Genomic DNA, 26,361 nt, shown 5'->3' on the forward strand with positions numbered 1-26,361 from the left:
AAGGTCGCCCGCCGCATGCCGGCGTCTGTTAACCACGCTACGTTACAGCAGGTTGCGCCCCTTGTTGGCGGCGATGCGCATCCGCAGGGCATTGAGCTTGATAAAGCCCTCGGCGTCTGCCTGGTCGTAGGCGCCCGCATCTTCCTCGAAGGTAGCGATGCTCTCGTCGAACAGGCTATCCTCCGACTTGCGTCCGGCGACAATGACATTGCCCTTGTACAGCTTGAGCCTGACCACGCCGTTGACCACCTGCTGCGACTCGTCGATGGCCGCCTGCAGCATCTTGCGTTCGGGGCTCCACCAGTAGCCGTTGTAAATCAGCTTGGCGTAGCGCGGCATCAGTTCGTCCTTGAGGTGGGTCACCTCCCGGTCCAGGGTCAGTGACTCCATGGCCCGGTGGGCCTTGAGCATGATGGTGCCGCCCGGGGTTTCGTAGCAGCCACGGGATTTCATGCCCACATAGCGGTTCTCGACGATATCGTCGCGGCCAATGCCGTGGGCGCCGCCAACCTTGTTGAGGGTTTCCAGCACGGTGGCGGGGCTCATGGCCTCACCGTCGATGGCCACGATATCGCCCTGTTCAAAGGTCAGCTCGATGTAGCCGGGCTCGTCGGGCGCAGCCTCCGGGCTGACGCTCCAGCGCCACATGTCTTCCTCGGGCTCGGCCCAAGGGTCCTCCAGCAAATCACCCTCGTAGGAGATGTGCAGCAGGTTGGCATCCATGGAATAGGGCGATTTTTTCTTGGCGTTGGCAAAATCGACGGGGATGTTGCGCTCGGCACAGTAGTTCATCAGCGACTCGCGGGAGCCCAGGTCCCACTCGCGCCAGGGGGCGATAACCCGGATGCCGGGCTTGAGGGCGTAGGCGCCCAGTTCGAAGCGCACCTGGTCGTTGCCCTTGCCGGTCGCGCCATGGGAGATGGCGTCGGCGCCGGTCTCGTTGGCGATTTCAATCAGGCGCTTGGCAATCAGCGGACGGGCGATGGAGGTCCCCAGCAGGTATTCGCCCTCGTACACGGTATTGGCGCGAAACATGGGGAAGACGTAATCGCGGACGAATTCCTCGCGCAGGTCGTCGATATAGATTTCCTTGACGCCCATGGCCTCAGCCTTGGCCCGGGCCGGTTCTACCTCTTCGCCCTGGCCGATGTCGGCGGTGAAGGTGACCACCTCACAGTTGTAGGTGTCCTGCAGCCAGGCCACGATGACCGAGGTGTCGAGGCCGCCGGAATACGCCAATACGACCTTATTCACGTCTGACATGGTTCGCTCCATTGATATCTGATGAAAAAGGCCGCCATTCTACTGGAAGCGAGTGCTAAATTCACCGTTACAGATCACGCCAATAACAGCAGTCCAGGCCCAGGCACAGACCACAAGACCTGACCCGACGGCGCTTTTGCGGTAGCATGCGGGTTTCTCGATCCCCCGCTACAGGCTCCCCGTGAACGAACTGACCATTACCCGCCCCGATGACTGGCACGTGCACCTGCGCGACGGCGCCGCCCTGGCGCATACCTGCGCCGACATGGCCCGCTATTTTGGCCGCGTCATCGTGATGCCGAATCTCACACCACCGGTCACCACGGTGGCCCAGGCCGCTGCCTACCGCAAGCGCATAACGGCAGCCATGGAAAACGCCCCGCGGCAATTCGAGCCGTTGATGGTGTTGTACCTCACCGACCAGACCGATGCCGCCGAGATCCAGCTGGCGGCCGCCAGCGAGTTCGTCCACGCCGTGAAACTGTATCCCGCCGGCGCAACCACCAATTCCGATGCCGGAGTGGCCCAGCTTGATGCCCTGTACCCGGTGCTCGCCGCCATGGAAGAGGCGGATCTGCCGCTACTGATTCACGGCGAGGTGACCGATCACGAGATCGACATTTTTGATCGGGAGAAAGTGTTTATCGACCGCCACCTGGCCCCCATCGCCGCACGCTTCCCCGGCCTGCGTATCGTCCTGGAGCACATTACCACCCGCGACGCCGTGCAGTTCGTGCGCGAGGCGGGCAAGCATGTGGCAGCCACCATTACCGCCCACCACCTGATGTTCAATCGCAACGATATGCTGGTGGGCGGGATCCGTCCGCACTACTACTGCCTGCCCATCCTCAAGCGCAATGTGCACCAGAACGAGTTGATGGAAGCGGCCAGTTCCGGAAATCCCAAGTTTTTCCTCGGCACCGATTCAGCCCCCCATGCCCGCGGCGCCAAGGAAACCGAATGCGGTTGCGCGGGCGTCTACACCGGGCACGCGGCGATTGAATTTTACGCCGAGGTATTCGAGCAGCTTGATGCGCTGGACAAGCTCGAGGGCTTTGCTTCCCACTTCGGTGCCGATTTTTACCGCCTGCCGCGCAACCGGGATACCATTACCCTGCGCAAGGACCCCTGGCAGGTCCCCGCTGAACTGCCCCTGGGGGAGAGCACCCTGCAACCGCTGGCAGCGGGCGAATCCCTCAACTGGCGGGTCGTTGCCGGTGAGTGACCCCATGGAGAGCGGGCCCCACCGCATCAGTGAGCGCTTCCGCGGTTTCCTGCCCGTGGTGATCGACGTGGAAACCGGTGGTTTCAACGCCGCCACTGACGCGGTGCTGGAAATTGCCGCCAGCCTGGTGCGCATGGACGAGGACGGCATGCTGTCTGTGTACCGCACGCTGGACTACCATGTAAAGCCCTTCGAGGGAGCCAATATCGAGCAGTCTGCGCTGGAGTTTACCGGCATCGATCCCTGGCATCCCTTTCGGGAGGCCGTCGATGAAAGCGAAGCCCTGGGTGAGTTGTTCCGGGCCGTGCGCAAGGAGATTCGGGAACAGGGCTGCAGTCGTGCTATCCTGGTCGGCCACAACGCCCACTTTGATGCCGGGTTTATCAACGCGGCAGTCGAGCGCTGCGACATAAAACGCAACCCCTTTCATCCCTTTTCCTTTTTCGACACGGCAACCCTGTCGGGCCTGGCTTATGGGCAGACGGTACTGGCCAAGGCCTGCGCCGAAGCCGGTATCGCGTTTAACAACGACGACGCTCACTCCGCCGCTTACGATGCAGAGCGTACCGCCGAGTTGTTCTGTGAAATCGTCAATCGCTGGAAAGAGTCCGGGGGCTGGATGCCCAGTTTCAGCTAGCTCGACCGACGCCCGCCGTTCAACCGTCGCCGGAAATCTGGTTGAGAATGAGGTCCAGCTCTGACATGAGTTCGTCGATGCTGTCCAACCCCAGTAATTCGTACTTGATGTATTCCTCCAGCGGCAGCAATTGCACCAGGGTCCAGGCGACCTGCCAGGCATCATCATAGTCCGGGGACAGCCCCATACGCTGTACATGGGGGTGGGTCTCCAGGCTGTGCAACACGTCCAGCATGGACTGCCACTGGGGTAACATCGCGGCGGGTTCGGGGTCGGGCCGACAGGTCACTTCGCCGAGCACCAGCCCATTGGCCTGAATTTCGGTTTCGTAAAGGTCGAAACGGCCCTGCCCCTCGATAGTGATACCCAGCAACCCGTTGGGCAACTGGTCCCAGTCCACGATGCGGGCCAGGGTACCCCAGTCGCCCAGCTCCGCCGATGCCCTGCCCCGCTGGGCCACCTCGGAGCCGCGACGGATCCACACATTGCCAAAAGGCTCGCCGCTTTTCATGCTGCTGCGCACCAGGTCCAGGTATCGCTGCTCGAAAATCTGCAGCGGCATTTTGCCGTGGGGCAGTAGCACCCCCGACAGGGGAAACAGGGGAATGGTTGTCATCCGTTCTCCGGCTTGCTCAATTGTTCCAGTTCGTCCAGCAAGCGCAGCGCCTGCTCCGGCGAGTCACCGCAGACCGCAGCCTCTGCCTTGAAGTCAGCGCACAGCGCGGGGCGCCTGGGATCGCCGAACAGGCGGCAGCGCCGCTGCTCGTCCAGGTGCACACAGGCCACACCTGCAGGCTTGCCCCGGGGCATGCCGTAGAAGGGGCCGGTGATCGATGGCGCGATACAACAGGCGCCACAGCCTGGGCGACACTCCATATCAGTCGTGCTCTGGCCCCAGGGGCTTGAACATGATAATCAGCTGCGGCAACAGCAATAATGCCCCAAGCACGGCCGCAATCATCGCCAATACCGTCAATAACCCGAAATAAATACTGGGATTGAAGTTGGACAGGGTCAGCGTGGTGAAGCCGATGACGACCGTCAGGGTGGTGTAATACATCGCCCTGCCAATGGAGCTGTGGCAGCGGTGCATGGCCGCCCGGTAATCCCGGTCCAGGGAAAACTCGCGCAGGTAACGGTGCACGTAGTGAATGCAGTCATCCACCCCGATACCGACGACAATGGCGGCGATGGTAATGGTCATGATATCCAGCGGGATGCCCAGCAGCCCCATCACCCCCAGCACCAGGCCGGCGGCCAGCACATTGGGCGCCAGCGCGATCAGCGCCAGCGGCAATGACCGGAACAGCAGCAGGAACATCACCAGGATGGCGAAGAAAACCGCACCGAGGGTAAGGATCTGCGAGCGAAACAGGCTCTGCAGTACATTGTTGTACAACACCAGCATACCGGTGAGCTGCACCTGTTCGTCGGCAAAACCCATCTCTTCAACGAGGTGATTGCGCAGGTCGGTGAGGAACCGGTCCCGGCGCAGGTCTTCGCTGGTCTCCTTGACCCGGACCGTCACTCTCGCCTGTCCGGTGTCGGCGGAGAAGTAGGGGTCGACCATCATGCCCTTGATATCCGTCGGCAGGCTTTTCTGCACCAGCGCCAGTTCCACGCTGCCCACGTCCTCGCCGAGCAGGTTCTTGACCACGGCGAACACGGTAGACAGGGACAGGACCTTGCCTGTTTCGGGCAGTGAATCCACGTAGTTGTGCACCGCGTCCAGTTCGCGCATACCTTCCAGGCTGAACCAGTAGCTGGGCTGGAAATCTTCTTCACCGGCGCTGGCGAAGCTATCCACATCGCTGCCGAATTCCTCGCCCCAGTCGTCGACAAACTCATCGTCCGAGCGGCTGAAAGCATCCGCCTCGACGGCAAAGGGGTCGTCCTCGGCAACGGGAGCCGCCGCTTCCGGCGCAATGACCGGCTCCAGACCGGGCAGGGGTTCCTCGGTGCTCGGCGGTGCTATAACGATATCCAGGGGAATGGTGCCGCCCAGCTTGGAATCCAGCAGTTCCATGCCCTGGTAGATTTCCGTCGATTCATGAAAGTAATCGATAAAGCGGTTCTCCACCTGCAACCGGCTGACGCCGACTACAACCGTGACGACGGCCGCAGCGGTTACGGTGAGAATGGCTCCGCCGCGCTTGTCGGTGACCCTGGCGAACCAGGCGGTAATCGTGGGGTCGGCCCCGGCGTGATGGTGGGGCCGGCCCTCGGGCCAGACAAGCATCAGGCAGGGCACCAGCACAAACGACAGCAGCAGGGCCACAGCGATACCCACGGTCATCATCCAGCCAAAGTCGATGACCGGTTGAATACCGGACACCACCAGCGAGACAAACGCCACGATAGTCGTGATACCGGTATAGAAACAGGGCACAGCCATCAACTGCATGGTGCTGACCACGCGCTGGTATAAATCGCCATCGGGCTCCTGTGCGTGCAACTCGCGGTAGCGCACGATCAGGTGGATGCAGATAGCGAGGGTGATAATCAGCAGCACGGCGACAAAGTTTGAGGAAATCACCGTCATCCGCCAGTCGAGCGCGCCCAGCAGGCCGAGCATGACAGCGACCGTGGCACTACAGGTGACCAGCGGGATCACCACCCAGCGGACCCGGCGGAAAATGACGGCCAGCACCACCAGCATGAAGCCGAGGATGGCGCTGCCAAAGGTCACCAGGTCGCTGCGCACGAAGCTCACCATGTCGGCCGCAATCATCGGCACCCCGCCCACAAACAGGCTGGCGTGATCGCTGTAGCTTGCCGCCACCTGGCGGACCGCTTCCACCAGGGCGCTCTGTGCTGCCAGCGCCTGGGCCGTATGCGCCTTGAACTTATGCTCTACTTCCGCCAGTTCTTTGCGCTCGGCGGCAGACAAGCCGGCTTCATCCCGCTTGCTGCGCAGCGAATCGCGCGCCGACAGCAGCTCGAAGTAGCGGTGGTCGCGCTGCAGGTTGATCTGTACCGCAGTGACATCCCCGTCGCGGCTGGCCAGGAGGTCAGCGTATATCGGGCTGGTGGTCAGTTCCTCGAGCACCAGTTCGCGATCGATACCCGGCTGCTCCAGGCTCGGCAACGGCTCCGCCGAGGTCACATCCGACAGGCTGACCGGCGGGCTCTCCAGCAGCGGCACGTCCCATACCGTGACCACCGAGGACACCCCCGGGAGCTGACGCAACTTTTCGGCCATCGCCTTCAGCGGTCCCAGCGACGCATCCCCCAGCAGGGGACCGGGCGGCTGCCAGGTAATCAGCAGGAAGTCCTCCGAGGCGTAACGTTTGCTGATTTCCCGGTAGGTTTCAAGGGAGGGGTCACCCTGCAACATCAGCGCATCGGCGGACGCGTCGAGCTTGATTTTCGGGATCTGGCTGGCAAAGCCGGCCACCAGCAGGGACACCAGCAACAGAGACAACCAGGGGAACTGCAGGACCAGTTTTTCGTACAGGGAGCCCAGCTTCGCGCTCATACCATGGCCTCCAGTGCCGCCAGCAGCCGGGCATGGATCCCGCCAAAACCGCCATTGCTCATGATGACCACCTGGTCACCGGCGCGGGCATCAGCGGCCACCGCGGCCACCAGCTCGTCGATATCGCTCGCCAGCTCCGCAGCCACCTCGCTGTCATCGACAATCTCCTGCAGCGACCATTCCATGCCCCGGGGCTGGAACCAGTAAACCTTGTCGGCACCAGCGGTAGCGCTGGCCAGGCGCCCACGGTGATCACCCATACGCATGGTGTTGGAGCGCGGCTCGATGAGGGCGACCAAGCGTCCCTGGGAGCCGCGGGCGCGCAGGCCCTGCAGGGTAGTGGCGATGGCGGTCGGATGGTGAGCGAAGTCGTCGTACACGCTGACACCGGCAACGGTTCCCAGCAGTTCCAGGCGCCGTTTGACGCCGCGGAACTCGCACAGAGCCTCGGCAGCTACCGGGGGCAGCACCCCGACGTGCTGGGCCGCCGCCACGGCGGCCAGTGCATTCGCAACATTGTGCCGGCCGCAGTGGGACCAGTTTATGATTACCGGCGGACCATCGCCCACATGAATCTCGAACACGGAGCCGTCGTCCTCGAGCAGCCGGGCCTGCCAGTCCGCTTCCGCGTCGACCGCGGTAGTGGCCAGCTCGCTCCAACAGCCCTGGGCCAGGGTTTCGTCAATCGCGGCGACACCCCGGGGACAGATAATGCGTCCCTGGGAGGGCACTGTCCTGACCAGGTGATGAAACTGGCGCTGGATGGCAGCCAGGTCAGGAAAAATATCCGCGTGATCAAATTCCAGGTTATTGATCATCAGGGTGCGGGGACGGTAGTGAACAAACTTTGAGCGCTTGTCGAAAAAGGCGGTATCGTATTCGTCCGCTTCCACCACAAAAAAATCCGTATCACCCTGGCGGGCCGACAGGCCGAAGTCCGCCGGCACGCCGCCGATCAGGAATCCCGGTGCCATGCCGGCATACTCGAGTATCCACGCCAGCATGGCGCTGGTGGTGGTCTTGCCGTGCGTTCCGGAAGCCGCCAGTACCCACTTGCCCCGGAGAATGTTCTCCGCCAGCCATTGGGGACCGGAGGTATACGCCAACCCCGCGTCGAGCATGTACTCCACGGCCGCGTTACCCCGGGTCATGGCATTACCCACCACCACGCAATCGGGGGCAGGCTGCAGGTGCGCCGCCTCGTAGCCCTCCAGTAATGTAATTCCCGCCGCTTCCAGCTGGATACTCATCGGCGGGTAGACGTTAGCGTCCGAGCCGGTGACCTTGAATCCCTGTTCCCGGGCCAGCAGGGCGATGCCTCCCATGAAGGTGCCGCAAATGCCCAGGATATGAATGTGGCCTTTCAAAAAAGCTTCTCCTTGAATCAGCCGCACATGGTATCACGGCACTTTCACGCGACCACGTGTTGATGCAAATCAGGCCTGTCCGTTCCATCACGTCGGTCGGTGCCGTATCATTGCCGGAACGACAAACCCGCGAGTGGTCTGGCCGCTCTCGCCGAAAGGGACACCGCAGTATGCCGAAGAAAAATGCCTTCTACGCCCAATCCGGTGGCGTGACAGCTGTCATCAATGCCTCCGCCTGTGGCGTCATCGAGACGGCTCGCAAACATAAATCCAGGATTGGCAAAGTCTACGCAGGGCGCAACGGCATCATCGGTGCGCTGCGCGAGGAACTGATCGACACCGGCAAGGAGAGTCGTGCCGCCATTCATGGCCTGTTGACCACACCCTCGGGCGCCTTTGGCTCCTGCCGGCATAAAATGAAGAGCATCGAGGAGAACCGGGCCGAATACGAGCGCCTGATCGAGGTGTTCAAGGCCCACAACATTGGTTATTTTTTCTACAATGGCGGCGGTGACTCGGCAGACACCTGCCTCAAGGTCTCCCAGTTAAGCGACGCCATGGGTTATCCTCTGCAGGCCATCCATGTCCCCAAAACCATCGACAATGACCTGCCGCTGACCGACAACTGCCCGGGCTTCGGCTCGGTCGCCAAGTACGTCGCCGTCTCCACCCGCGAGGCTGCGCTTGATGTCGCCTCCATGTGCGAGAGTTCCACCAAGGTCTTCATCCTTGAGGTCATGGGCCGCCATGCCGGCTGGATTGCCGCCGCGGCTGGCCTGGCAGCGGAACAGGAGGGCGATGCGCCTCACATCATCCTGTTCCCGGAAATTGCCTTTAGCCGGGAAAAATTCCTGGCCAGGGTGAAGCGCACGGTGAAGGAAAACGGTTTCTGCGTCATCGTCGCCTCCGAGGGCGCCCAGTACAAGGACGGCACCTTCCTGGCGGAGTCCGGCCTCAAGGACGCCTTCGGCCACAGCCAACTCGGGGGCCTGGCTCCCAACCTGGCGCAGATGATCAAAGACGAGTTGGGCTACAAATACCACTGGGCGGTGGCCGATTACCTGCAGCGCGCCGCTCGCCACATCGCCTCGCAGACCGACGTCGACCAGGCCTACGCGGTGGGCGAAGCTGCAGTGGAAATGGCACTGGCTGGCAAGAACGCGGTCATGCCCTGCATTGTTCGCGGCAAAGGCAAGCGCTATCGCTGGAGCGTTGGCGAGGCGCCTCTGGACAAGGTCGCCAACGTGGAAAAGATGATGCCGCGCAACTTCATCACCCGTGATGGCTTCAACATCACCGACGCGGCGCGGGAGTACCTGGAACCGCTGATCCAGGGTGAGGCCTACCCCGAGTACAGGAAGGGCATGCCGAAATATGTGCGGCTGAAGAATGAGCTTGTGCCGAAGAAGCTCAGAAAATCATTTACGGTTTAGTTTGCTGTTCTTTTTGGCTATCCGGCCCAGCCTCGTGGCACGGAGGGGGGCTTGGCCGCTGGATAACCCGCACGGAAATGTCTGAGGCCAGGACGGTCGAAGCCAAGCCTGTACATGGACGTACGCTTTTTGGCGGTTTCCGTGCTCGGTATCCAGCGGCCGAGCCGGGCGGACCAAGCGAAGCAACGAAACCATCGGCCCAACAGGATACCCAACAAGTAGCCATCGGTTTTTCAGGACAACAAAAACGGTAATTCAGGCAAGGAATTCGACCATGGTAGTGCGGATTTTGCCGCGCAAGTTCTGTACAATGCGCGCCTCCATAGTGAAGCAACCATTCTGAGGAACCAACATGTACAGCAACCGCGACTTCAACCGCTGGCGTCGTCACCCCTGGCACGGACTGCACATTCGCGCCGATGATGCCCCCGAAGACATTTTCCAGGTCTACATCGAAATGACCCCCGACGACGTGGTCAAGTATGAGCTGGACAAGGCATCGGGCTTCCTGATGGTTGACCGCCCCCAGCGCACGACCTCCAGCCCCCCCGCCCTCTACGGTTTCCTGCCCCGCACCTACTGCGCAGAGGAAGTGGCCAAGCTGTGCCCCGATGTGGATGTGGCTGACGGCGACCCGCTGGACATCTGCGTATTCTCCGAACGTCACATCACCCGCGCCGATATCGTCCTCAAGGCCCGCGTGGTTGGCGGCATCCAGATGATTGACGGCGGCGAGGCCGACGACAAGATCATTGCGGTACTGGAAGGCGACAATATCTGGGGCGATGTTCACGACCTGAAAGACCTGCCCAACATCAAGACCGAGCGCCTGCAGCACTACTTCTCTACCTACAAGCTGATTCCCGGCAAGGAAGTGAACATCAAGGTGGACCACGTCTACGGTCGCGAGGAAGCCCTGAAGGTGATCGCCGCCGCCGAGAAGGACTACTGGAACCACTACGGCCACCTGCACCAGCAGGCCAAGGCCAAGGAATAAGCGGTTCTGTCCCGGTGCAGCCGCGCCGGGACACTCTCTTCCCTCAGGGGTCGGGACACCAGTGGTCCGCTACCTCGACATAGCGCGCCAGGATCTCGTCCAGGTCTCGCTCCACCAGTTCCCCCAGTTCCAGCCCACCCCGCCAGCACTGGCGCAAATCTGCCGCCCGCAGCAGACGCTCACAACGGCGTGCTAGCGGTGCGTAGCTCAAATGCCAGCGCTCAACGGCGACGCCGCCGCGATCCTCGGCGTAGGGTCGGTAGAACCCATGGGACTCACCGGCGGCCATGCGCGCATCCAGCCAGCGGTGCAGGGCATCGAACAGCCCGCCCGGGGCCACCTCGACGGGGTCCAGTTGCACCTGGTAGCCCTCGGGAACCGCGGCCGCATCAAAGACGTCGAGGTCGGTCCCCCAGTGGTGACGGGAGGTTCCGGGCAGCGCCGAAAAGCGCAGGATCGCCGCCAGCTTTTGCCTTGCCGTCAACGCCTGCAGATCCAGCACCTCACCCCGGTCGTCGTGCACCGGCCGCTGGCCACAGGCCTTGCCGTTGAAGATCGCCAGCTGGCGGTCGTAGGAGCGGTAACTGCTGGCAATCGCGAGATCAAACCCGGATGCCCGGGCATCGGCCTGCAAGCGGGCAAAAGCGGCTGCCGCCTCCGGGTGCAAACGGTGCCCGTCGGCGAGGGTCAGCAGGTGGCTGTCATCCCGGCCGGTGAGCTGGGCTATGGTGAGCGGCTCAGTCATGGGGTCCAGGCTGAACGGCAGCGGCCGGTCCAGGACGATCTCCCGGGGGGTGACCCGGGCGCCCCAGGCCATGACCTCGACCCCCTGCTCCATTACCGCCGCCAGCGTGTCCCGGTAACGGCGATCTATCTCCCCGGCGGCGCTGACCCGGTCCACGCCACCGTGCAGGGCACAGAAAAACATGATCGCCCGGGTGGCGTCATCGATAACGCCTTCCAGCTCCAGCAGGTGCTTGCGACCCCGGTCGCTCACCGCATCGGGAAACAGCCCCTGGCCGTTTTCCATACACAGGGTAACGGACTTGACCTCCACGAAGACGCGCCCGGGCGGGCCTTCCAGCAACAGGTCCGCACGACTGTTGTTACCGTACTTCACTTCACTGCGGATCTCCGGGTAGTCCTCGAAGCCGGGGATCACGCCCTGCTCCAGGCCCTGCCTGACCACCTTGTTGGCCCGGGCCGAATGAACACAGGCCATGCCCATTGCGGTTTCAACCAGTTCCCAGGTGTGGGGGTACTTGCGCGTCTTCGAGTCAGACAGCGACAACCAGACCCGGGATCCGGGCTCGGCGCAACCGGTCATCGCCCCGGTGTTGGGGCAATGGGCAGTGATCTGCTGCCCATCCGCCAGTTCCACGTCGGCCAGGAATCGCTTGTAGCGACGCAGCAGCCGGCCTTCAATCATGTCACTCATGGGTGGCCAGCACTCCCGCCAGGCGCTCCACCGCCTGTTCCAGACGATCCATTGAGGTGGTATAGGCAAAGCGCAGGTGCTCTGCCGCCCGGTGGTGGCCGAAGTCCAGTCCCGGCGTCAGGGCCACACCGTGCTGCTCCAGCAGGTCCAGGCAGAAGCCCTGGCTGTTATCGGTAAAGCGACGGGCATCGGCGTAGATATAAAAAGCACCCTGCGGCGAACAGGGAACGTCAAATCCCAGTTCCCGCACCGCCGGCAGCAGGAAATCCCGGCGCTGGCGAAATATCTCCCGGCGCTCATCCAGTATGGCGCGGGTCCCGGGCTGGAAACCCGCCAGCGCCGCATACTGGGCCATGGTGGACATGGAGATAAACAGATTCTGCGCCAGCTTCTCCATTTCAGCCACGGCGGCTTCAGGCGCCACCAGCCAACCCAGCCGCCAGCCGGTCATGCCGAAATACTTGGAGAAGCTGTTGATCACGATAGCGTCCGGGTTGACTGCCAGGGCCGAGGGTGTCTCCACATCGTAGGCCAGCCCGTGATAGATCTCGTCGACCACCAGGTGCCCCCCGCGCGCAGCCACCGCCTTCGACAGTGCCCGCAATTCATCCGCCGACAACACGGTACCGGTGGGATTGGCCGGCGATGCCACCATCACTCCCACGGTATCGGCCTGCCAGTGCTCGGCCACCAGCGCGGCATCGAGCTGGTAGCCCGTCCCGGCAGTGACCGGCACCAGCCGCCCGCGACCTTCCACCAGCCTGAGGAAATGACGGTTGCAGGGATAGCCGGGATCGGCCATCAGCAGGGTGTCGCCCGGGTTGACCAGCAGGGCGGCGACCAGCAACAGCGCCCCGGAAGCGCCGGGGGTGATCATGATCCTGGAAGGGCTGATATCCAGCCCGTAATCGCGGGCATAGTGGTCTGACAGTGCCTGGCGCAGTTCGGGAATACCTGCCGCCCCGGTGTAGTGGGTCTCCCCGCGGGCCAGTGCCGCGCGCCCGGCCTCCACGATAGGTTCGGCGGTACTGAAGTCCGGCTCACCGGCAGCCAGGTGCACAATATCCCTGCCCTGGGCCGCCAGGGTGTTGGCCCGCTGCAGCACTTCCACCACGCGGAAAGGCTCTATATCGGCGAGGCGACGGGCATAAGGACGGGGGTCCTGTTTCTCGGGCATGCTTGTTCCGCTCAGTGGCAATCGCGCATTCTAGCAACAGCCGGCCGAGAGGGAGAAGTGGCCGCTGAATCAGGCTGCCGAATCAGTCACTAAAAAAGTGGCGCACCGGCATGGTTTCTGGTAGTTTCACCGCCCTTGGTCGCAGGGGTACCTTGGTACACCTCGCCAGATTACTGTGAGTATTGTGTCTTTTGTTTTACCGTATGGAAAAAAACCATGCCTAGAGCAGCAAGAAAGTCAGCCAAAAAAGCAGCTTCCGCCGACTTCAGGAACTTCGTGCCCTACAAGCCCAAAAAGGGCGAAGAGTACATGAACGAGAAACAGCGTGAGCACTTCAAGGGCATATTGTTAACCTGGAAATCCGACCTCATGCAGGAAGTGGATCGCACTGTGACCCACATGAAAGATGAGGCGGCAAATTTCCCCGATCCCGCGGATCGCGCCACCCAGGAAGAAGAATTCAGCCTGGAGCTGCGCACCCGTGATCGCGAACGCAAACTGATCAAGAAAATCGATTCCACGATCGAGCGCCTGGAACAGGATGACTACGGTTTCTGTGACGCCTGCGGGGTGGAAATCGGTATCAAGCGCCTGGAAGCACGCCCTACTGCCAACCTCTGCATCGACTGCAAAACCCTCGATGAGATAAAGGAAAAGCAAGAGCTGGGCTGAAGCCTTGCCCGGCTCCAGCACTACCTACCGGGGGCGCTTTGCGCCCTCACCCACTGGCCCATTACACCAAGGCTCATTGATCGCCGCCCTGGCGAGCTATCTGCACGCCCGCAGCCAGCAGGGTCAGTGGCTGGTGCGAATGGAAGACCTTGATCCTCCCCGCGAGGAGCCCGGGGCCGCCGACGCCATCCTGCAGAGCCTGCGTGACCACGGGCTGGAGTGGGATGGCGACGTACTCTTCCAGAGCAAACGCAGCGACGCCTATGACAAGGCCCTGTCATCCCTGGCCGCTGCCGGTTCCCTGTTCCGCTGTGACTGCACCCGCGCCCTGCTCGGCCCCGGCGGCAGCTGCCATGGCCGCTGCGCCCCGCGCCAGGCTGAGGTGTCAGAACCCTGGGCACTTCGGCTGGCGGTAAGCCCGGGTACCGAAATCCGCTTTCAAGACCAGGTCCAGGGAAGCCAACAGGAATGCCTGGGCAGGGAACTGCCGGATTTCACCCTGCTGCGCAAGGACGGTCTCTATGCCTATCAGTTGGCCGTGGTGGTCGACGATGGCTTCCAGGGCATCTCCCACGTGGTCCGCGGCTGCGACCTGCTCGACTCCACCGCGCGACAAATTTACCTGCAGCGACAGTTGGGACTGCCACAACCGGCCTACTGCCATATCCCGGTGATTACCAATGCCGGGGGCCAGAAATTCAGCAAACAGAACCACGCGCCGGCGCTACTGTCGTCAGCGGCGCCGGACAACCTGCGCCGGGCACTCGACTTCCTGCAGCAACCGCAACCTCCGGCAACACTCAGGCGCTGCCAGCACATGCTCGAATTTGCCAGCCGGCACTGGTCCACAGCCAGCATCCCGCCGGTACTGGCCATTGCCGCCGGCCAGCGCTGAGCTGGTGCTTTCCCCCCTCGCTGGGTAGTATCGCCTGACACCCGAGCGGACGGAATCTGGATCATGTACATCAACCGTATGCTGGTACTCGGCATCGTTATCACCCTGGTGGCATTTCCCGTGCTTGCCGACTGGCTGACCTCGGATTACACCGCCTGGTACCGGCCCTACATCATCTGGTGCCTGATTATCATCTTTACCTGGTGGGCCTACCGGTCGAGGCACCCGGATGAACTATAGCCTCACCCAGATCCTGCTGGTTGTCGCCTTTTACCTGTCCGGGTTGTTTGTCGTCGCCCTGCTGGCAGACCGCAACATCATTCCCCGGCGAATCAGCCACCACCCGGCGGTATATGTACTGTCGCTCGGGGTATTTGCCGGTGCCATGGCCAGTAACGGGGTCATCGAGGTGGCAACCCGCTATGGCTATAACTTCCTGCTCTATTACGCCGGGGTCGGCATGATGTTCGTGCTGGCCGCCCTGTTGCTGATCCCGCTGCTGCGGCTGTCACGGATCTACCAGCTGGCCTCGGTCGCCGACTTGCTCACCTTTCGCTTCCGCAGCCCGCGGGTGGGCGCGGCCGTGACCATCGCCATGTGCCTGGCAATGCTCCCCATGCTGGCGCTGCAGATACAGGCAGTGGGCGACAGCGTGCATATCCTCGCCGGACACAGCCACCTTGAGGAACAGGAGGGTTTCCACCACCAGGGCGTGGCCCTGCTGACCTGCCTGATCATCGGCGTATTCGCCATCCTGTTCGGCACCCGTCACGTGTCCTCCCAGGACCGCAACACCGGCCTGGTCACTGCCATGGCCTTTGAGTCCCTGGTCAAACTGGGGGCGATGTTCCTGCTCATGCTGGTGGCCGTCACCCAGGTGTTTGACGGACCGGCCGATATCCAGAAGTGGCTGCATGAATTCCCGCCAGCCCGGGACCAGATGACCCACAAGCTGCCAATCGACAACGCCCATGCCTCCCTGCTGGTGTTTTTCGCCGGCGCGGTCTGCATGCCGCACATCTTTCACATGCTGTTTGCCGAAAACACCGAGAGCGAAGACCTGCGGCGGGCCTCCTGGGGCATGCCACTTTACCTGATGCTGCTCAGCCTTCCGGTGCTGCCGGTGGCCTGGGCCGGGATGCGGCTGGAGCACACCCTGCCCATGGCCTATTCCGGCCTGGCCATGGGCATCCGTCTGGACTCGGTCCCGGTGGCGGGGGCTGCTTTCATTGCCACCCTGTCCGCGGCCAGTGCCACCATTGTGGTTACCACGCTGGCGCTGGCCAACATGTGCCTGAATCACCTGGTGCTGCCGTCACGCGTTCTCAATCTGGGCCACGACGACGATATTTACCGCAACCTGCGCTGGCTCAGGCGCGCCCTGATCACCATCCTGCTGCTGGCCGGATTCCTGTTTTACCTGGGCCTCAACGGCCGCCAGAGCCTGGTGGAACTGGCCCTGGTGGCATTCTCCGGTACCCTGCAGTTCCTGCCGGGCCTGGTGGCCACGGCCTACTGGCCCAATGCCAACCGAAAAGGACTGCTGGCGGGGCTCTGGGGCGGCCTGGGATTCTGGTTGATAACCGTGATGCTGCCCGCCACCCGCGGCTATGTTCCGGAAATCGGCCAGCTGTTCAGCTCCATGATCGCCGACCAGAACGGCATCTGGACAATCGCCACCATGCTCGCCCTCGCCATTAACGTCGCCCTGTTTGTGGTGGTGTCGCTGCTGACCCCGACCAGCGAGGAGGAGCGGGTGGCGGCGGAGATCTGTTCCATGGACGACCTCTCGCGACCGATTCGCCAGCCACTGCCGGTGGGCAGTGCCGCCGAGTTTGCCGAGAAGCTGGCGCCGGCGCTGGGCGAGCGAACCGCCTCCGCGGAGGTCGACAGGGCCCTTGCCCAACTGCAGTTTGACCAGCAGGAAAGCCGCCCCTACGCCCTGCGGCGATTGCGACGCCGGGTGGAGGCCAACCTCTCCGGCCTGCTCGGTCCGGCGGTCGCGCACAATATCATCGAACGCTGCATACCCTACGCGGCCGGCGGTACCGAGGACATCAACCTGATCGAGCGCAGCCTGGACGCACCCCATATCCAGTTCACCGGGCTGGCGGCCGACCTGGACGCCCTGCGCCGCCGCTACCGGGAAACCCTGGACACCCTGCCCGTGGGTATTTGCTCCCTGGGGGCTGACGGCGAGCTACTGATGTGGAACCTCAGCATGCAGGAAATGACCGACGTGCACGCCGGTGACGTGCTGGGCTCATTGATCACCGCCCTTCCCGATCCCTGGCGCAGCCTGCTGGTGGAGTTCAGCGCCAGTGACAGCGACATTATCCTCAAGACCGAAGTCACCATCGACGCCGACAACCCACGCTGGGTAAGCCTGCACAAAACCATTACCGCCGATGGCGACACCATCATCCTGGTGGAGGACATCAGCGCGATTGAACTCATGGAGGAGGAACTGCTGCACAACGAGCGGCTCGCCTCCATCGGCCGCCTGGCCGCGGGCGTGGCGCATGAAATCGGCAACCCGGTGACGGGCATCGCCTGCCTGGCGCAGAACCTGGAATACGAGGACGATCCGGAAGAAGTCGGCATCGCCGCCCGCGACATTCTCAAACAGACGGAGCGGGTCAGCCGGATTGTGGAATCCCTGGTCAACTTTTCCCACGTGGGCTCCAGCGGCTCGGAACTGGAGCTGGGGCCCTGCAACCTGGCCGACTGTGTCGACGAGGCCATTCACCTGCTCACCCTGGACCGGGAGGCCCAGCAGGTCACCTACCGCAACCAGTGCGATCGCGAACTGCTGGTTCTGGCGGACACCCAGCGCCTGTTGCAGGTATTTGTCAATATTCTGGGTAACGCCCGCGATGCCTGTGATGCAGACGGCCTGGTGCTGGTGCGCGCCTATACCGATGGTGAACGGGTGCTGGTGGATGTGGACGATAATGGCAGCGGCATTCCCAGCCACCTGCAAAGCCAGATTTTCGAGCCCTTTTTCACCACCAAGGAGCCAGGGTCCGGCACCGGCCTGGGGCTCGCACTGGTGTACAGTATCATGGAGGAACTGGGCGGCACGGTGCAACTCACCAGCCCCCTCCACGAGGGGCCTTCGCCCGGCACCCGCTTCACCCTGCAGCTCAATCGCGCCAGTTATGGTGGCGCCTTCGATGTGTAACCCTACTCCACACGTTACCGGCAAACTGGCAAATTTTTCACAGTCAGAGTATGTTGTTACGGGTGATTCGCCAGGTAACACCTTATGCAAAAAATACTCGTGGTCGAGGATGAATCGGTCATCCGCAATGCCCTGCGCCGCCTGCTTGAGCGCAGTGGCTACGAGGTCAGCGAAGCAGGTTCGGTTCAACAGGCAGAGGCTGACTTCCGTTTTGCCGACTTCGACCTGATCATCTCTGACCTGCGTCTGCCGGGAGCCCCCGGCACCGACCTGATTAAGAAGGCCGGTGACGTACCGGTGCTGATCATGACCAGCTACGCCAGCCTGCGATCCGCGGTCGACTCGATGCGCATGGGCGCGGTGGACTATATCGCCAAGCCTTTCGATCACGGTGACATGGTCAGTGCGGTGGAGCGCATCATCGCCGACCATCCTACCGCCCGGGCCCAGAAGCGGAATTCGGCCGGCAACGACGGCCAGGGCAGCCCGGGGCATGGCTCGGGCATTATCGGCAACTGCCCTGCCATGCAGACCCTGTATACCCAAATCAGCCGAATGGCCCCCACCGAATCGACCGTGCTGGTACTCGGTGAAACCGGCACCGGCAAGGAGCTGGTCGCCCGCAGTATCCACCGGCAAAGCAGTCGCGCTGACAAAACCCTGATTTCCGTCAACTGTGCGGCGATTCCCGACACCCTGATCGAGTCGGAGTTGTTCGGCTACGAAAAGGGCGCCTTTACCGGCGCCAATGCCAGCCGCATGGGCCTGATCGAGGCTGCAGACGGAGGAACCCTGTTCCTCGACGAAATTGGCGAATTGCCCATGGAGGCCCAGGCCCGCCTGCTGCGATTCATCCAGGAAGGGGAAATCAGGCGCATCGGCTCGGTCCACTCACGCAAGGTCAATGTACGACTCATATGTGCCACCCACCGCAACCTGCAGCAGCTGTCTGTCGAGGGCCAGTTCCGCCAGGACCTTTACTACCGCATCAACGTCCTGCGCCTGTCGCTGCCACCGCTGCGCGAGCGCGGCAAGGACATCCTTCATCTGGCAGAGAGCATGCTGCAGGCGCAAACGCAAAAGCTGGGGAAACCGGCAATGCACCTGTCGCCGCGAGCCATACAGGCCATCACCACCTACCAGTGGCCGGGCAATGTGCGCGAGCTGGAACACGCCATCGAGCGGGCGGTCATTCTTTCCGAAACCGAGGAAATCGACAATGACAGCCTCGGCATCGACCTGGAACTGGTCAATATCAATCGCATCCGCGGCCAGGACGGCCTGCCCGCAGCCGGTAGCAGCCGCAGCGGAGCAAGTAGCAGCGCCAACGAACCCCAGGAAGACCTCTCGCTGGAGGATTACTTCCAGCGTTTCGTGCTGGAGCACCAGGATTCCATGAGCGAGACCGAACTGGCCCAGAAACTCGGTGTCAGCCGTAAATGCCTGTGGGAGCGACGCCAGCGGTTCGGCATACCCCGGAGCAAGTCAGGCACCGCCGCGCGTCGCCGCAAGAGCCAGTCCCGGGCCAACTAGGCGTTACCTGGCACTCCCCGCGTTACAAAATCCGGTGTAATAACGTAACAGTGGCCCATTTTAACAAGAATATAACAATTGCTATAAATACCTATCTTGTTGATTTTTAAAGTTATTTAATGGGTTGGCACGCTGAATGCAATTACCGGCGCGGTGTCACCAATAAAAATAACAGGCGCTGCAATAAAAATAACACTATTCACTATGGACCTGGATGGGGAAGTTTACTTCCCCTTCAATTTCCTTGTATTTTTTTCAGGCAGGCGCTGGCCGTTGAGGGTCGATTGCTCATGCCTGAACCCGGTGAATAATTACCGTTTTTGCTTTAGGCATAACAATAAAACTATGTTTCTATAGTGCCTATAACAATAACAGCACCCCAGAAATAACAATAACTCCTGACGTGAGACCTGGATGGGGAAGACTTTGTCTTCCCCGTCATTCATGCTGCCGTTACCGCCTCTTGAGACCCGCCATCTGTGGTAGACTGCGCGCCTCCAAACAGGCCAAAAGTACAGGCGTAAATCTCTTTGAAAGTCATCCCCAGGGACCAGCACTGCATTTCCCGTAAAAACATCAGCGACGGCGCGCTGAAGGTCATGTCCCGCCTGCGCTCCCAGGGCCACCAGGCCTACCTCGTCGGCGGCGCGGTTCGCGACCTGCTACTGGGCGGTCACCCCAAGGACTTTGATATTGCCACCGACGCCACCCCGGAAGAAGTCCACGGATTGTTTCGCAATTCGCGGATCATAGGCCGGCGTTTCCGCATCGTGCACGTGCGCTTTGGCAGGGAGGTCATCGAAGTCACCACCTTTCGCGGGCACCATGAAAGCGGCGACGAGGCCAGCCCCGCCACCGGCGGCAATCATTCCCGTCAGTCCGACAAGGGACTGCTGCTGCGCGATAACGTATACGGCACCCTGGAGGAGGACGCAGTTCGCCGTGACCTCACCGTTAATGCCCTGTACTACGACGCCGGCAAATTCGAGGTCTTCGACCATGTACACGGCCTCGATGACCTGCAAAACCGTCAGGTTTGCGTCATTGGCGAGCCGGAAGTGCGCTACCGCGAAGACCCGGTCAGAATGCTGCGGGCGGTGCGCTTTGCCGCCAAGCTGGACTTCGACATAGAGGCGCAGACCGCCGCGGCCATCCCGAAGTGCGCCCACCTGTTGCGGGAAATCCCCCCGGCGCGACTGTTTGACGAATTTCTCAAGCTGTTTCTCTCAGGTTATGGCGCAGCAACGCTGGAACAGTTGTTGGAACACGACCTCCTGCAATACCTGTTCGACGAGACCAGCCACCTGGTTCACGAGGATCCGGAATCACTGGCCCTGATCCGTGCGGCGATGACCAACACCGACCAGCGTATTGCCGAGGAGAAGCCGGTCACCCCGGCATTTATTCTCGCCGCCCTGCTCTGGCCCGTTGCCTCACGCACCGCCAGCGAACTGGAAAGCCGCGGCGACTCACCCATGGTGGCCATTCACAGTGCCGCCCAGCAAACCATTGCCGAGGCCAGCACCCAGTTGTCCATCCCCCGCCGTTTCAGCCAGCCCATGCGGGAAATCTGGGAATTCCAGTTACGCCTGCAGCGGCGCCAGGGCAAGAAAGCGGCAGAACTGGTCGAACACCGGCGCTTTCGGGCCGCCTACGACTTTCTCCTGCTGCGGGAACAGGCCGGCGAGGAGACCGCTGATCTGGGCGCCTGGTGGACCGAGTTCCAGACCCTCAATATGGACCAGCGCATGGACCAGGCAGGCAGTGCCCCCGGAAGTACGTCCGGCCGCAGGCGCAGGCCACGCCGGCGCCGCAACCCGAAACAGGCATGATCGACGTTTTTGTTGCCCTGGGCAGTAACCTGCAGCAGCCGCTGGCACAACTGCAACAGGCCACCGCGGCCATCGCCGCCCTGCCAGCCTCTGCCCTCATCCGCACCTCGAGCGTTTACCGCAGCGCTGCGGTGGGCCCCGGGGACCAGCCCGATTACCTCAACGCCGTGGTGCAGCTACGGACGACAATGGCGCCACTGACCCTGCTGGACGCGCTGCAGGCGATAGAAAACCGGCAGGGCCGGGTACGGGAACAGCGATGGGGTGCGCGCACCCTGGACCTGGACATCCTGCTCTATGGCGCCGAAGCCCTGCAAACGCCACGACTGGCGATTCCCCACCCCCGCATGACAGCGCGCGATTTCGTGCTTTATCCCCTGCTGGAGATCAGCGGCCCAAATTTGATGCTGCCCGGAGGCGCGGAACTTGGTACATTAATAGCCGCCTGTCCACGGGGCCAGTTGCAGAAAACCGATTTCTCCCTGCTCCCCGGCAACAACGACAGCGATGATTAACCAGGCCCGGAGCGGGAGACTTAGGCCATTAAAATCGACCTGAAAGGGCGCACCCCCCCATCGTACATTGCCGTAGAAGGCCCCATCGGGGTGGGCAAAACAACGCTCACCAAACGGCTGGCCACGACCTTCAACTACCAGGTTCTGCTGGAGGAAGCGGAGCAGAACCCTTTCCTGGAAAAGTTCTACCGCAATCGCCAGCAGGCCGCCCTGGCGACCCAGTTATTCTTCCTTTTCCAGCGCTCGCAGAAGATCCAGGACCTGCGCCAGGCTGACATCTTCGAGCCGGTGAGAGTGGCGGACTTCCTGATCGAGAAAGACCCGCTGTTCGCCCGCATCAACCTCGACCGGGAAGAATTCCAGCTCTATGAAAAGGTCTACCAGCAGTTGACCATCGACTCTCCCCGGCCCGATCTGGTGATCTACCTGCAGGCCTCAACCGATGTGCTGTTGTCGCGCATAGAGAGCCGTGGAATCGCCGCCGAACAGGTCATTGAGCGGGACTACCTGGAGCGCCTCAACGAAGTGTACAGTGAGTTCTTTCTATATTACGATGGCGCCCCACTGCTCATCGTCAATGCCAGCGAAATCGACCTGGCCAATAGCGATGCAGACTACAGCCACCTGGTGGACTACCTGCTGGATATTCGCAGCGGTCGCCATTATTTCAACCCGACATTTTTCGGATAAAACACAAGGCAGGCTATGGGCAAGGTCACCATAAGCACCCTGGACAAGATGAAGGCGGCAGGCGAGAAGTTTGTCTGCATTACGGCCTACGATGCCACCTTCGCCCGCCTTGTCAGTGAAGCGGGTGCAGAAACCATACTGGTCGGTGACTCCCTGGGTATGGTGCTGCAGGGCCACGACAGCACCATCCAGGTGACTGTCGACGATATGGCCTATCACACCGAATGTGTGTGTCGGGCGGCTCCGGACTCACTGGTGATCGCCGATATGCCCTTCATGAGCTACACCACGCCCGAGCAGACCATGGTCAATGCCACTGCCCTGATGCAGGCGGGCGCGCAGATGATCAAGATGGAAGGCGGCACCTGGCTTTCAGAGAGCATCAGCATGCTGGTTGAGCGCGGCCTGCCGGTGTGTGCCCACCTGGGCCTGACGCCACAATCGGTCAACCAGTTCGGCGGTTTCAAAGTGCAGGGCCGCACCCCCAAGGAGGCCAAGTCCATTCTCGCCGACGCGGTGGAAATCCAGGACGCCGGCGCCAGCCTGCTGGTGCTGGAATGCATCCCGGCCCACCTGGCGGCCGATATTTCCTCCAAACTGGACATCCCGGTCATCGGCATTGGCGCCGGCGCCGGCACCGACGCCCAGGTCCTGGTGATGCATGACCTGCTCGGGCTTTCCAGCCACAGCGCCCGCTTCGTGCAGAACTTCATGGAGGGCCAGGACACCATCCAGGGCGCCCTCAAGGCCTTCGTCGATGCCGTTAAATCCGGTGACTACCCGCGGGAAGAGCACACCTACAGCTAGGCACTACCCTCCATCGACTGCCTGGCGCGTTTTGCACCATTTTAGTGCAAATCGCGACCAAACGACCACCTCCCGCCTGCGCGATAGCCGGTGACCACGGCTGCGTCCGCCGGTCACAGGGCCCGCTAATTTTCCCGTTTGTACCGTTGCCCGTGCCCGGAGCATGGGGCATACTTGCCCTCCCTCCAGCACTGCATTCTGGAGCGGGTTTATCGACTAGTGTGACTACTGGTTTAGCGTCGCCAATCCATTCCGCGGGATGAGGTAGATATGCGAACTTGCAACAGCAACGCTCAGCTACATGCAGCTCTGAAATGCTATCGCAGCGAGGGTCAGAGCATTGCCTTTGTGCCCACCATGGGCAACCTGCACGAGGGCCACCTGGACCTGGTGCGCAAGGCCCGTACCCTGTGCGACATCGTGGTGGTGTCTATTTTCGTCAATCCCCTGCAGTTCGGTGCCGGCGAGGACCTGGACGCCTATCCCCGCACCCTGGCGGCGGACAAGGAAAAACTGTTCAGCGAGGGCGTACAGCTGCTGTTCGCACCCGGGGTGGAGGACATCTACCCCGAAGGCATGGACAAGCAAACCGTGGTCGGTGTCCCTGACCTCGGTGATACCCTGTGTGGCACCAGCCGCCCCGGCCATTTCGACGGGGTCACGACGGTGGTCTGCAAACTGTTCAATATCGTCCAGCCCGATGTCTCGGTGTTCGGCGAGAAAGACTTCCAGCAACTGTCCATCGTGCGCAAGATGGTGACCGACCTGTGTATGCCGGTGGAGATCGTTGGCGTGGCCACCACCCGCGATGAGGACGGCCTGGCCAAGAGCTCGCGCAACGGTTATCTCAGCCGGGAAGAACGGGATATTGCGCCGCTCATCCACCAGACACTCAATACCTGCAGGGAAGCCATCGCCTGCGGCTTCGATAACTTCCTGCAACTGGAATCCCACGCCCGCATGAAATTACTGCAGGCGGGCTTCGAACCGGACTACTTCGCCATCCGCGATGCCCGCACCCTGCGCGCGGTGACCGAGGACACGGAAGAAATCGCCATTCTGGCCGCCGCCCGCCTGGGCAATACCCGGCTCATCGACAATGTCCGCCTGTCGCTGAATCCGGTGGGCGACTGGAAAATGCTCGCCGACGGCTGAACCCACCCCGCTTCATTCGACCTTGGTCGGCTTGAATACCGTCCATGGCCACGTATTATCTAGCCTCCAGCTAATACTAAAACGGAGCGGTACCCATGTCCGAATTCCCTACTCATCCGGTTCCGGCCAATTTCAAGGATGCTCACATCAACGCGGAGCAATACCAGGCGATGTACAAGCGCTCTATCGACGACCCTGAGGGCTTCTGGGGCGAGATGGCCAGCGAATTCCTGAGCTGGGACAAACCCTGGGACAAGGTCATGGAATACGACTTTGTAAAGGGTGACGCGGCCTGGTTCGCCGGCGGCAAACTCAATGTCAGCTATAACTGCATTGATCGCCACCTGCCGGAACGCGCCGACCAGACTGCCCTGATCTGGGAAGGCGACGACCCGGCCGACAGCAAGCACATCACCTACGCCGAACTGAAGGACAGCGTTTGCCGGCTGGCCAACGCCCTCAAGGCCCGCGGCGTCAGCAAGGGCGACCGGGTGTGCATTTACATGCCGATGATTCCGGAGGCGGCCTATGCCATGCTGGCCTGCACCCGCATCGGCGCCGTGCATTCCATCGTTTTCGGCGGCTTCTCACCGGAAGCGCTGAAAGACCGTATTCTCGACTCCGACTGCCAGACCGTGATCACCGCCGACGAGGGCGTCCGCGGTGGCCGCACCGTGCCCCTCAAGGTAAACGCCGACAAGGCCCTGGAGGCCTGCCCCAACGTGCACACCTGCCTGGTGGTCAAGCGCACCGGTGCCGATGTGGCCTGGACCGAGGGCCGCGATGTCTGGTACGAAGCACTGGTGGCCAGCCAGAGCAACGATTGCCCGCCCGAGTCCATGGATGCCGAGGATCCGCTGTTTATCCTTTACACCTCTGGTTCAACCGGAAAGCCCAAGGGTGTGCTGCACACCACCGGCGGCTACCTGCTGCAAACCAGCATGACCTTCAAATACGCCTTCGACTACCGCGAGGGAGAGATCTACTGGTGCACCGCCGACGTCGGCTGGGTCACCGGCCACAGCTATATTGTGTACGGACCGCTGGCCAATGGCGCCACCAGCCTGATGTTTGAAGGTGTACCCACCTACCCCGACGCCGGCCGCTGCTGGGAGGTCGTCGACAAGCACCAGGTGAATACCTTCTACACCGCACCGACCGCCATTCGCGCCCTGCAAGCGGTGGGCGACGAGCCGGTGAAGCGCTCCTCGCGGGCCAGCCTGCGCCTGCTGGGCACGGTAGGCGAACCCATCAACCCGGAAGCCTGGACCTGGTACTACGAGGTGGTGGGCGACGGTCGCTGCCCCATTGTCGACACCTGGTGGCAGACCGAAACCGGGGCCCACATGATTACCCCGCTGCCGGGAGCCACCCCTCTCAAGCCGGGCTCAGCCACCTTCCCCTTCTTCGGGGTCAACCTGGCACTGCTCAACGAGGACGGCACCGAAATCGAGGGCCCGGGCTCCGGCTACCTGGTGGTCAAATCCTCCTGGCCCAGCCAGATCCGCAGCGTATATGGCGATCACCAGCGCATGATAGACACTTATTTCAGCACCTACCCCGGCTATTACTTTACCGGTGACGGCGCCACCCGGGACGAGGACGGCTACTACTGGATTACCGGCCGGGTCGATGATGTCCTCAACGTCTCCGGCCACCGCATGGGCACCGCCGAAGTCGAAAGCGCCCTGGTGCTGCACGAGGATATTGCCGAGGCCGCGGTCGTCGGCTTCCCTCACGACATCAAGGGCCAGGGCATTTACGCCTACGTCACCCCGATGCAGGGTGTGGAACCCAGCGAGCAACTGCGCAAGGAACTGATCGACCTGTGTGTGAAGGAAATCGGGCCGATCGCCAAGCCGGACGTCATCCAGTGGGCGCCCGGACTGCCGAAAACCCGCTCGGGCAAGATCATGCGCCGCATTCTGCGCAAGATCGCCGAGAATGAGTTGGACAGCCTGGGCGACATCAGTACCCTGGCCGACCCCTCGGTGGTGGATAACCTGGTTGATAACCGGCCGGTGTAAGGGTCGCCGGCCGAAACACAATCCCGGGGCCCTACC

22 protein-coding genes are annotated in these 26,361 nt (G+C 61.9%); 15 read left to right on the forward strand and 7 right to left on the reverse strand.

Going from position 1 to position 26,361, the window contains the following annotated elements; translation table 11 throughout:
- Nucleotides 1-42: 42 nt before the first annotated feature.
- A complete protein-coding gene (locus E2F43_RS13645; protein WP_133213596.1) occupies nt 43-1,263 on the reverse strand; it encodes an argininosuccinate synthase in 1,221 nt (406 codons plus the stop codon).
- Between the two features lie 181 nt (nt 1,264-1,444).
- Here E2F43_RS13645 and pyrC point away from each other — a divergent pair, with 181 nt between their 5' ends.
- Together pyrC and rnt are read left to right on the forward strand one after the other, a co-directional pair.
- Nucleotides 1,445-2,488, forward strand: a complete 1,044-nt coding sequence (gene pyrC, locus E2F43_RS13650) for a dihydroorotase (RefSeq protein WP_133213598.1) — start codon at nt 1,445-1,447, stop codon at nt 2,486-2,488.
- A gap of 4 nt (nt 2,489-2,492) precedes the next feature.
- Nucleotides 2,493-3,125: a ribonuclease T gene (rnt, locus tag E2F43_RS13655; protein WP_133214336.1), complete on the forward strand. Its 633-nt coding sequence runs from the start codon at nt 2,493-2,495 to the stop codon at nt 3,123-3,125.
- A gap of 19 nt (nt 3,126-3,144) precedes the next feature.
- On the opposite strand, the gene E2F43_RS13660 is transcribed toward rnt, so the two are convergent.
- Genes E2F43_RS13660 through mpl form a run of 4 tightly spaced genes read right to left on the reverse strand, consistent with a single transcriptional unit; the run spans nt 3,145 to nt 7,970 of the window.
- Nucleotides 3,145-3,741, reverse strand: a complete 597-nt coding sequence (locus tag E2F43_RS13660) for an LON peptidase substrate-binding domain-containing protein (protein ID WP_133213600.1) — start codon at nt 3,739-3,741, stop codon at nt 3,145-3,147.
- Nucleotides 3,738-4,001, reverse strand: a complete 264-nt coding sequence (locus E2F43_RS13665; RefSeq protein ID WP_133213602.1) for a YkgJ family cysteine cluster protein — start codon at nt 3,999-4,001, stop codon at nt 3,738-3,740. The genes E2F43_RS13660 and E2F43_RS13665 overlap by 4 nt, the downstream gene beginning before the upstream one ends.
- Nucleotide 4,002: 1 nt before the next feature.
- Complete coding sequence (locus tag E2F43_RS13670) at nt 4,003-6,603, reverse strand: efflux RND transporter permease subunit (protein WP_133213604.1); 2,601 nt, start codon at nt 6,601-6,603, stop codon at nt 4,003-4,005.
- Nucleotides 6,600-7,970 (reverse strand): UDP-N-acetylmuramate:L-alanyl-gamma-D-glutamyl-meso-diaminopimelate ligase, encoded by a 1,371-nt coding sequence (gene mpl, locus E2F43_RS13675; protein WP_133213606.1) that lies wholly within the window; start codon nt 7,968-7,970, stop codon nt 6,600-6,602. Before mpl ends, E2F43_RS13670 begins: the two co-directional genes overlap by 4 nt.
- 170 nt (nt 7,971-8,140) lie before the next feature.
- On the opposite strand from mpl, the gene E2F43_RS13680 reads away from it, so the two are divergent.
- Together E2F43_RS13680 and E2F43_RS13685 are read left to right on the forward strand one after the other, a co-directional pair.
- Complete coding sequence (locus tag E2F43_RS13680; RefSeq protein WP_133213608.1) at nt 8,141-9,403, forward strand: 6-phosphofructokinase; 1,263 nt, start codon at nt 8,141-8,143, stop codon at nt 9,401-9,403.
- A 352-nt stretch (nt 9,404-9,755) separates the two neighbouring features.
- The gene (locus E2F43_RS13685) at nt 9,756-10,400 is read left to right on the forward strand and encodes an inorganic pyrophosphatase (protein WP_133213610.1); all 645 of its coding nucleotides are present in this window, start codon (nt 9,756-9,758) and stop codon (nt 10,398-10,400) included.
- 43 nt (nt 10,401-10,443) lie between these two features.
- On the opposite strand, the gene sfsA is transcribed toward E2F43_RS13685, so the two are convergent.
- Both sfsA and E2F43_RS13700 read right to left on the reverse strand, forming a co-directional pair.
- Nucleotides 10,444-11,838, reverse strand: coding sequence for a DNA/RNA nuclease SfsA (gene sfsA, locus E2F43_RS19500; RefSeq protein ID WP_338054594.1), 1,395 nt, complete (start codon nt 11,836-11,838; stop codon nt 10,444-10,446).
- Entirely contained in the window at nt 11,831-13,015 is a 1,185-nt protein-coding gene (locus E2F43_RS13700) for a pyridoxal phosphate-dependent aminotransferase (RefSeq protein WP_133213612.1), read from the reverse strand. Before E2F43_RS13700 ends, sfsA begins: the two co-directional genes overlap by 8 nt.
- Before the next feature lie 216 nt (nt 13,016-13,231).
- Between E2F43_RS13700 and dksA the strand changes: the two genes are divergently transcribed.
- The 11 genes from dksA to acs all read left to right on the forward strand — a co-directional run bounded on the left by dksA (nt 13,232) and on the right by acs (nt 26,325).
- Nucleotides 13,232-13,687 carry an RNA polymerase-binding protein DksA gene (gene dksA / locus E2F43_RS13705; protein ID WP_133213614.1) on the forward strand — a complete coding sequence of 152 codons (456 nt, stop codon included), beginning with the start codon at nt 13,232-13,234 and terminating at the stop codon, nt 13,685-13,687.
- A gap of 4 nt (nt 13,688-13,691) precedes the next feature.
- Nucleotides 13,692-14,582 (forward strand): tRNA glutamyl-Q(34) synthetase GluQRS, encoded by an 891-nt coding sequence (gluQRS, locus tag E2F43_RS13710; RefSeq protein WP_133213616.1) that lies wholly within the window; start codon nt 13,692-13,694, stop codon nt 14,580-14,582.
- Nucleotides 14,583-14,645: 63 nt separating this feature from the next.
- Entirely contained in the window at nt 14,646-14,822 is a 177-nt protein-coding gene (locus E2F43_RS19085; RefSeq protein ID WP_165954319.1) for a hypothetical protein, read from the forward strand.
- Complete coding sequence (locus E2F43_RS13715) at nt 14,812-17,766, forward strand: ATP-binding protein (protein ID WP_133213618.1); 2,955 nt, start codon at nt 14,812-14,814, stop codon at nt 17,764-17,766. The genes E2F43_RS19085 and E2F43_RS13715 overlap by 11 nt, the downstream gene beginning before the upstream one ends.
- Before the next feature lie 84 nt (nt 17,767-17,850).
- Complete coding sequence (locus E2F43_RS13720) at nt 17,851-19,299, forward strand: sigma-54-dependent transcriptional regulator (protein WP_133213620.1); 1,449 nt, start codon at nt 17,851-17,853, stop codon at nt 19,297-19,299.
- 530 nt (nt 19,300-19,829) lie between these two features.
- Nucleotides 19,830-21,131: a polynucleotide adenylyltransferase PcnB gene (pcnB, locus tag E2F43_RS13725; RefSeq protein ID WP_133213622.1), complete on the forward strand. Its 1,302-nt coding sequence runs from the start codon at nt 19,830-19,832 to the stop codon at nt 21,129-21,131.
- On the forward strand, nt 21,128-21,646 hold the full coding sequence (gene folK / locus E2F43_RS13730; protein ID WP_133213624.1) for a 2-amino-4-hydroxy-6-hydroxymethyldihydropteridine diphosphokinase: 519 nt from the start codon (nt 21,128-21,130) through the stop codon (nt 21,644-21,646). The genes pcnB and folK overlap by 4 nt, the downstream gene beginning before the upstream one ends.
- Nucleotides 21,647-21,679: 33 nt before the next feature.
- Entirely contained in the window at nt 21,680-22,336 is a 657-nt protein-coding gene (locus tag E2F43_RS13735) for a deoxynucleoside kinase (protein WP_133213626.1), read from the forward strand.
- A 15-nt stretch (nt 22,337-22,351) separates the two neighbouring features.
- A complete protein-coding gene (gene panB / locus E2F43_RS13740) occupies nt 22,352-23,143 on the forward strand; it encodes a 3-methyl-2-oxobutanoate hydroxymethyltransferase (RefSeq protein ID WP_133213629.1) in 792 nt (263 codons plus the stop codon).
- Nucleotides 23,144-23,413: 270 nt separating this feature from the next.
- The gene (gene panC, locus E2F43_RS13745) at nt 23,414-24,298 is read left to right on the forward strand and encodes a pantoate--beta-alanine ligase (protein ID WP_133213631.1); all 885 of its coding nucleotides are present in this window, start codon (nt 23,414-23,416) and stop codon (nt 24,296-24,298) included.
- A 95-nt stretch (nt 24,299-24,393) separates the two neighbouring features.
- Nucleotides 24,394-26,325 (forward strand): acetate--CoA ligase, encoded by a 1,932-nt coding sequence (acs, locus tag E2F43_RS13750; RefSeq protein ID WP_133213633.1) that lies wholly within the window; start codon nt 24,394-24,396, stop codon nt 26,323-26,325.
- Nucleotides 26,326-26,361: the final 36 nt, after the last annotated feature.

The organism is Seongchinamella unica (assembly GCF_004354085.1).
GTDB lineage: Bacteria > Pseudomonadota > Gammaproteobacteria > Pseudomonadales > Halieaceae > Halioglobus > Halioglobus unicus.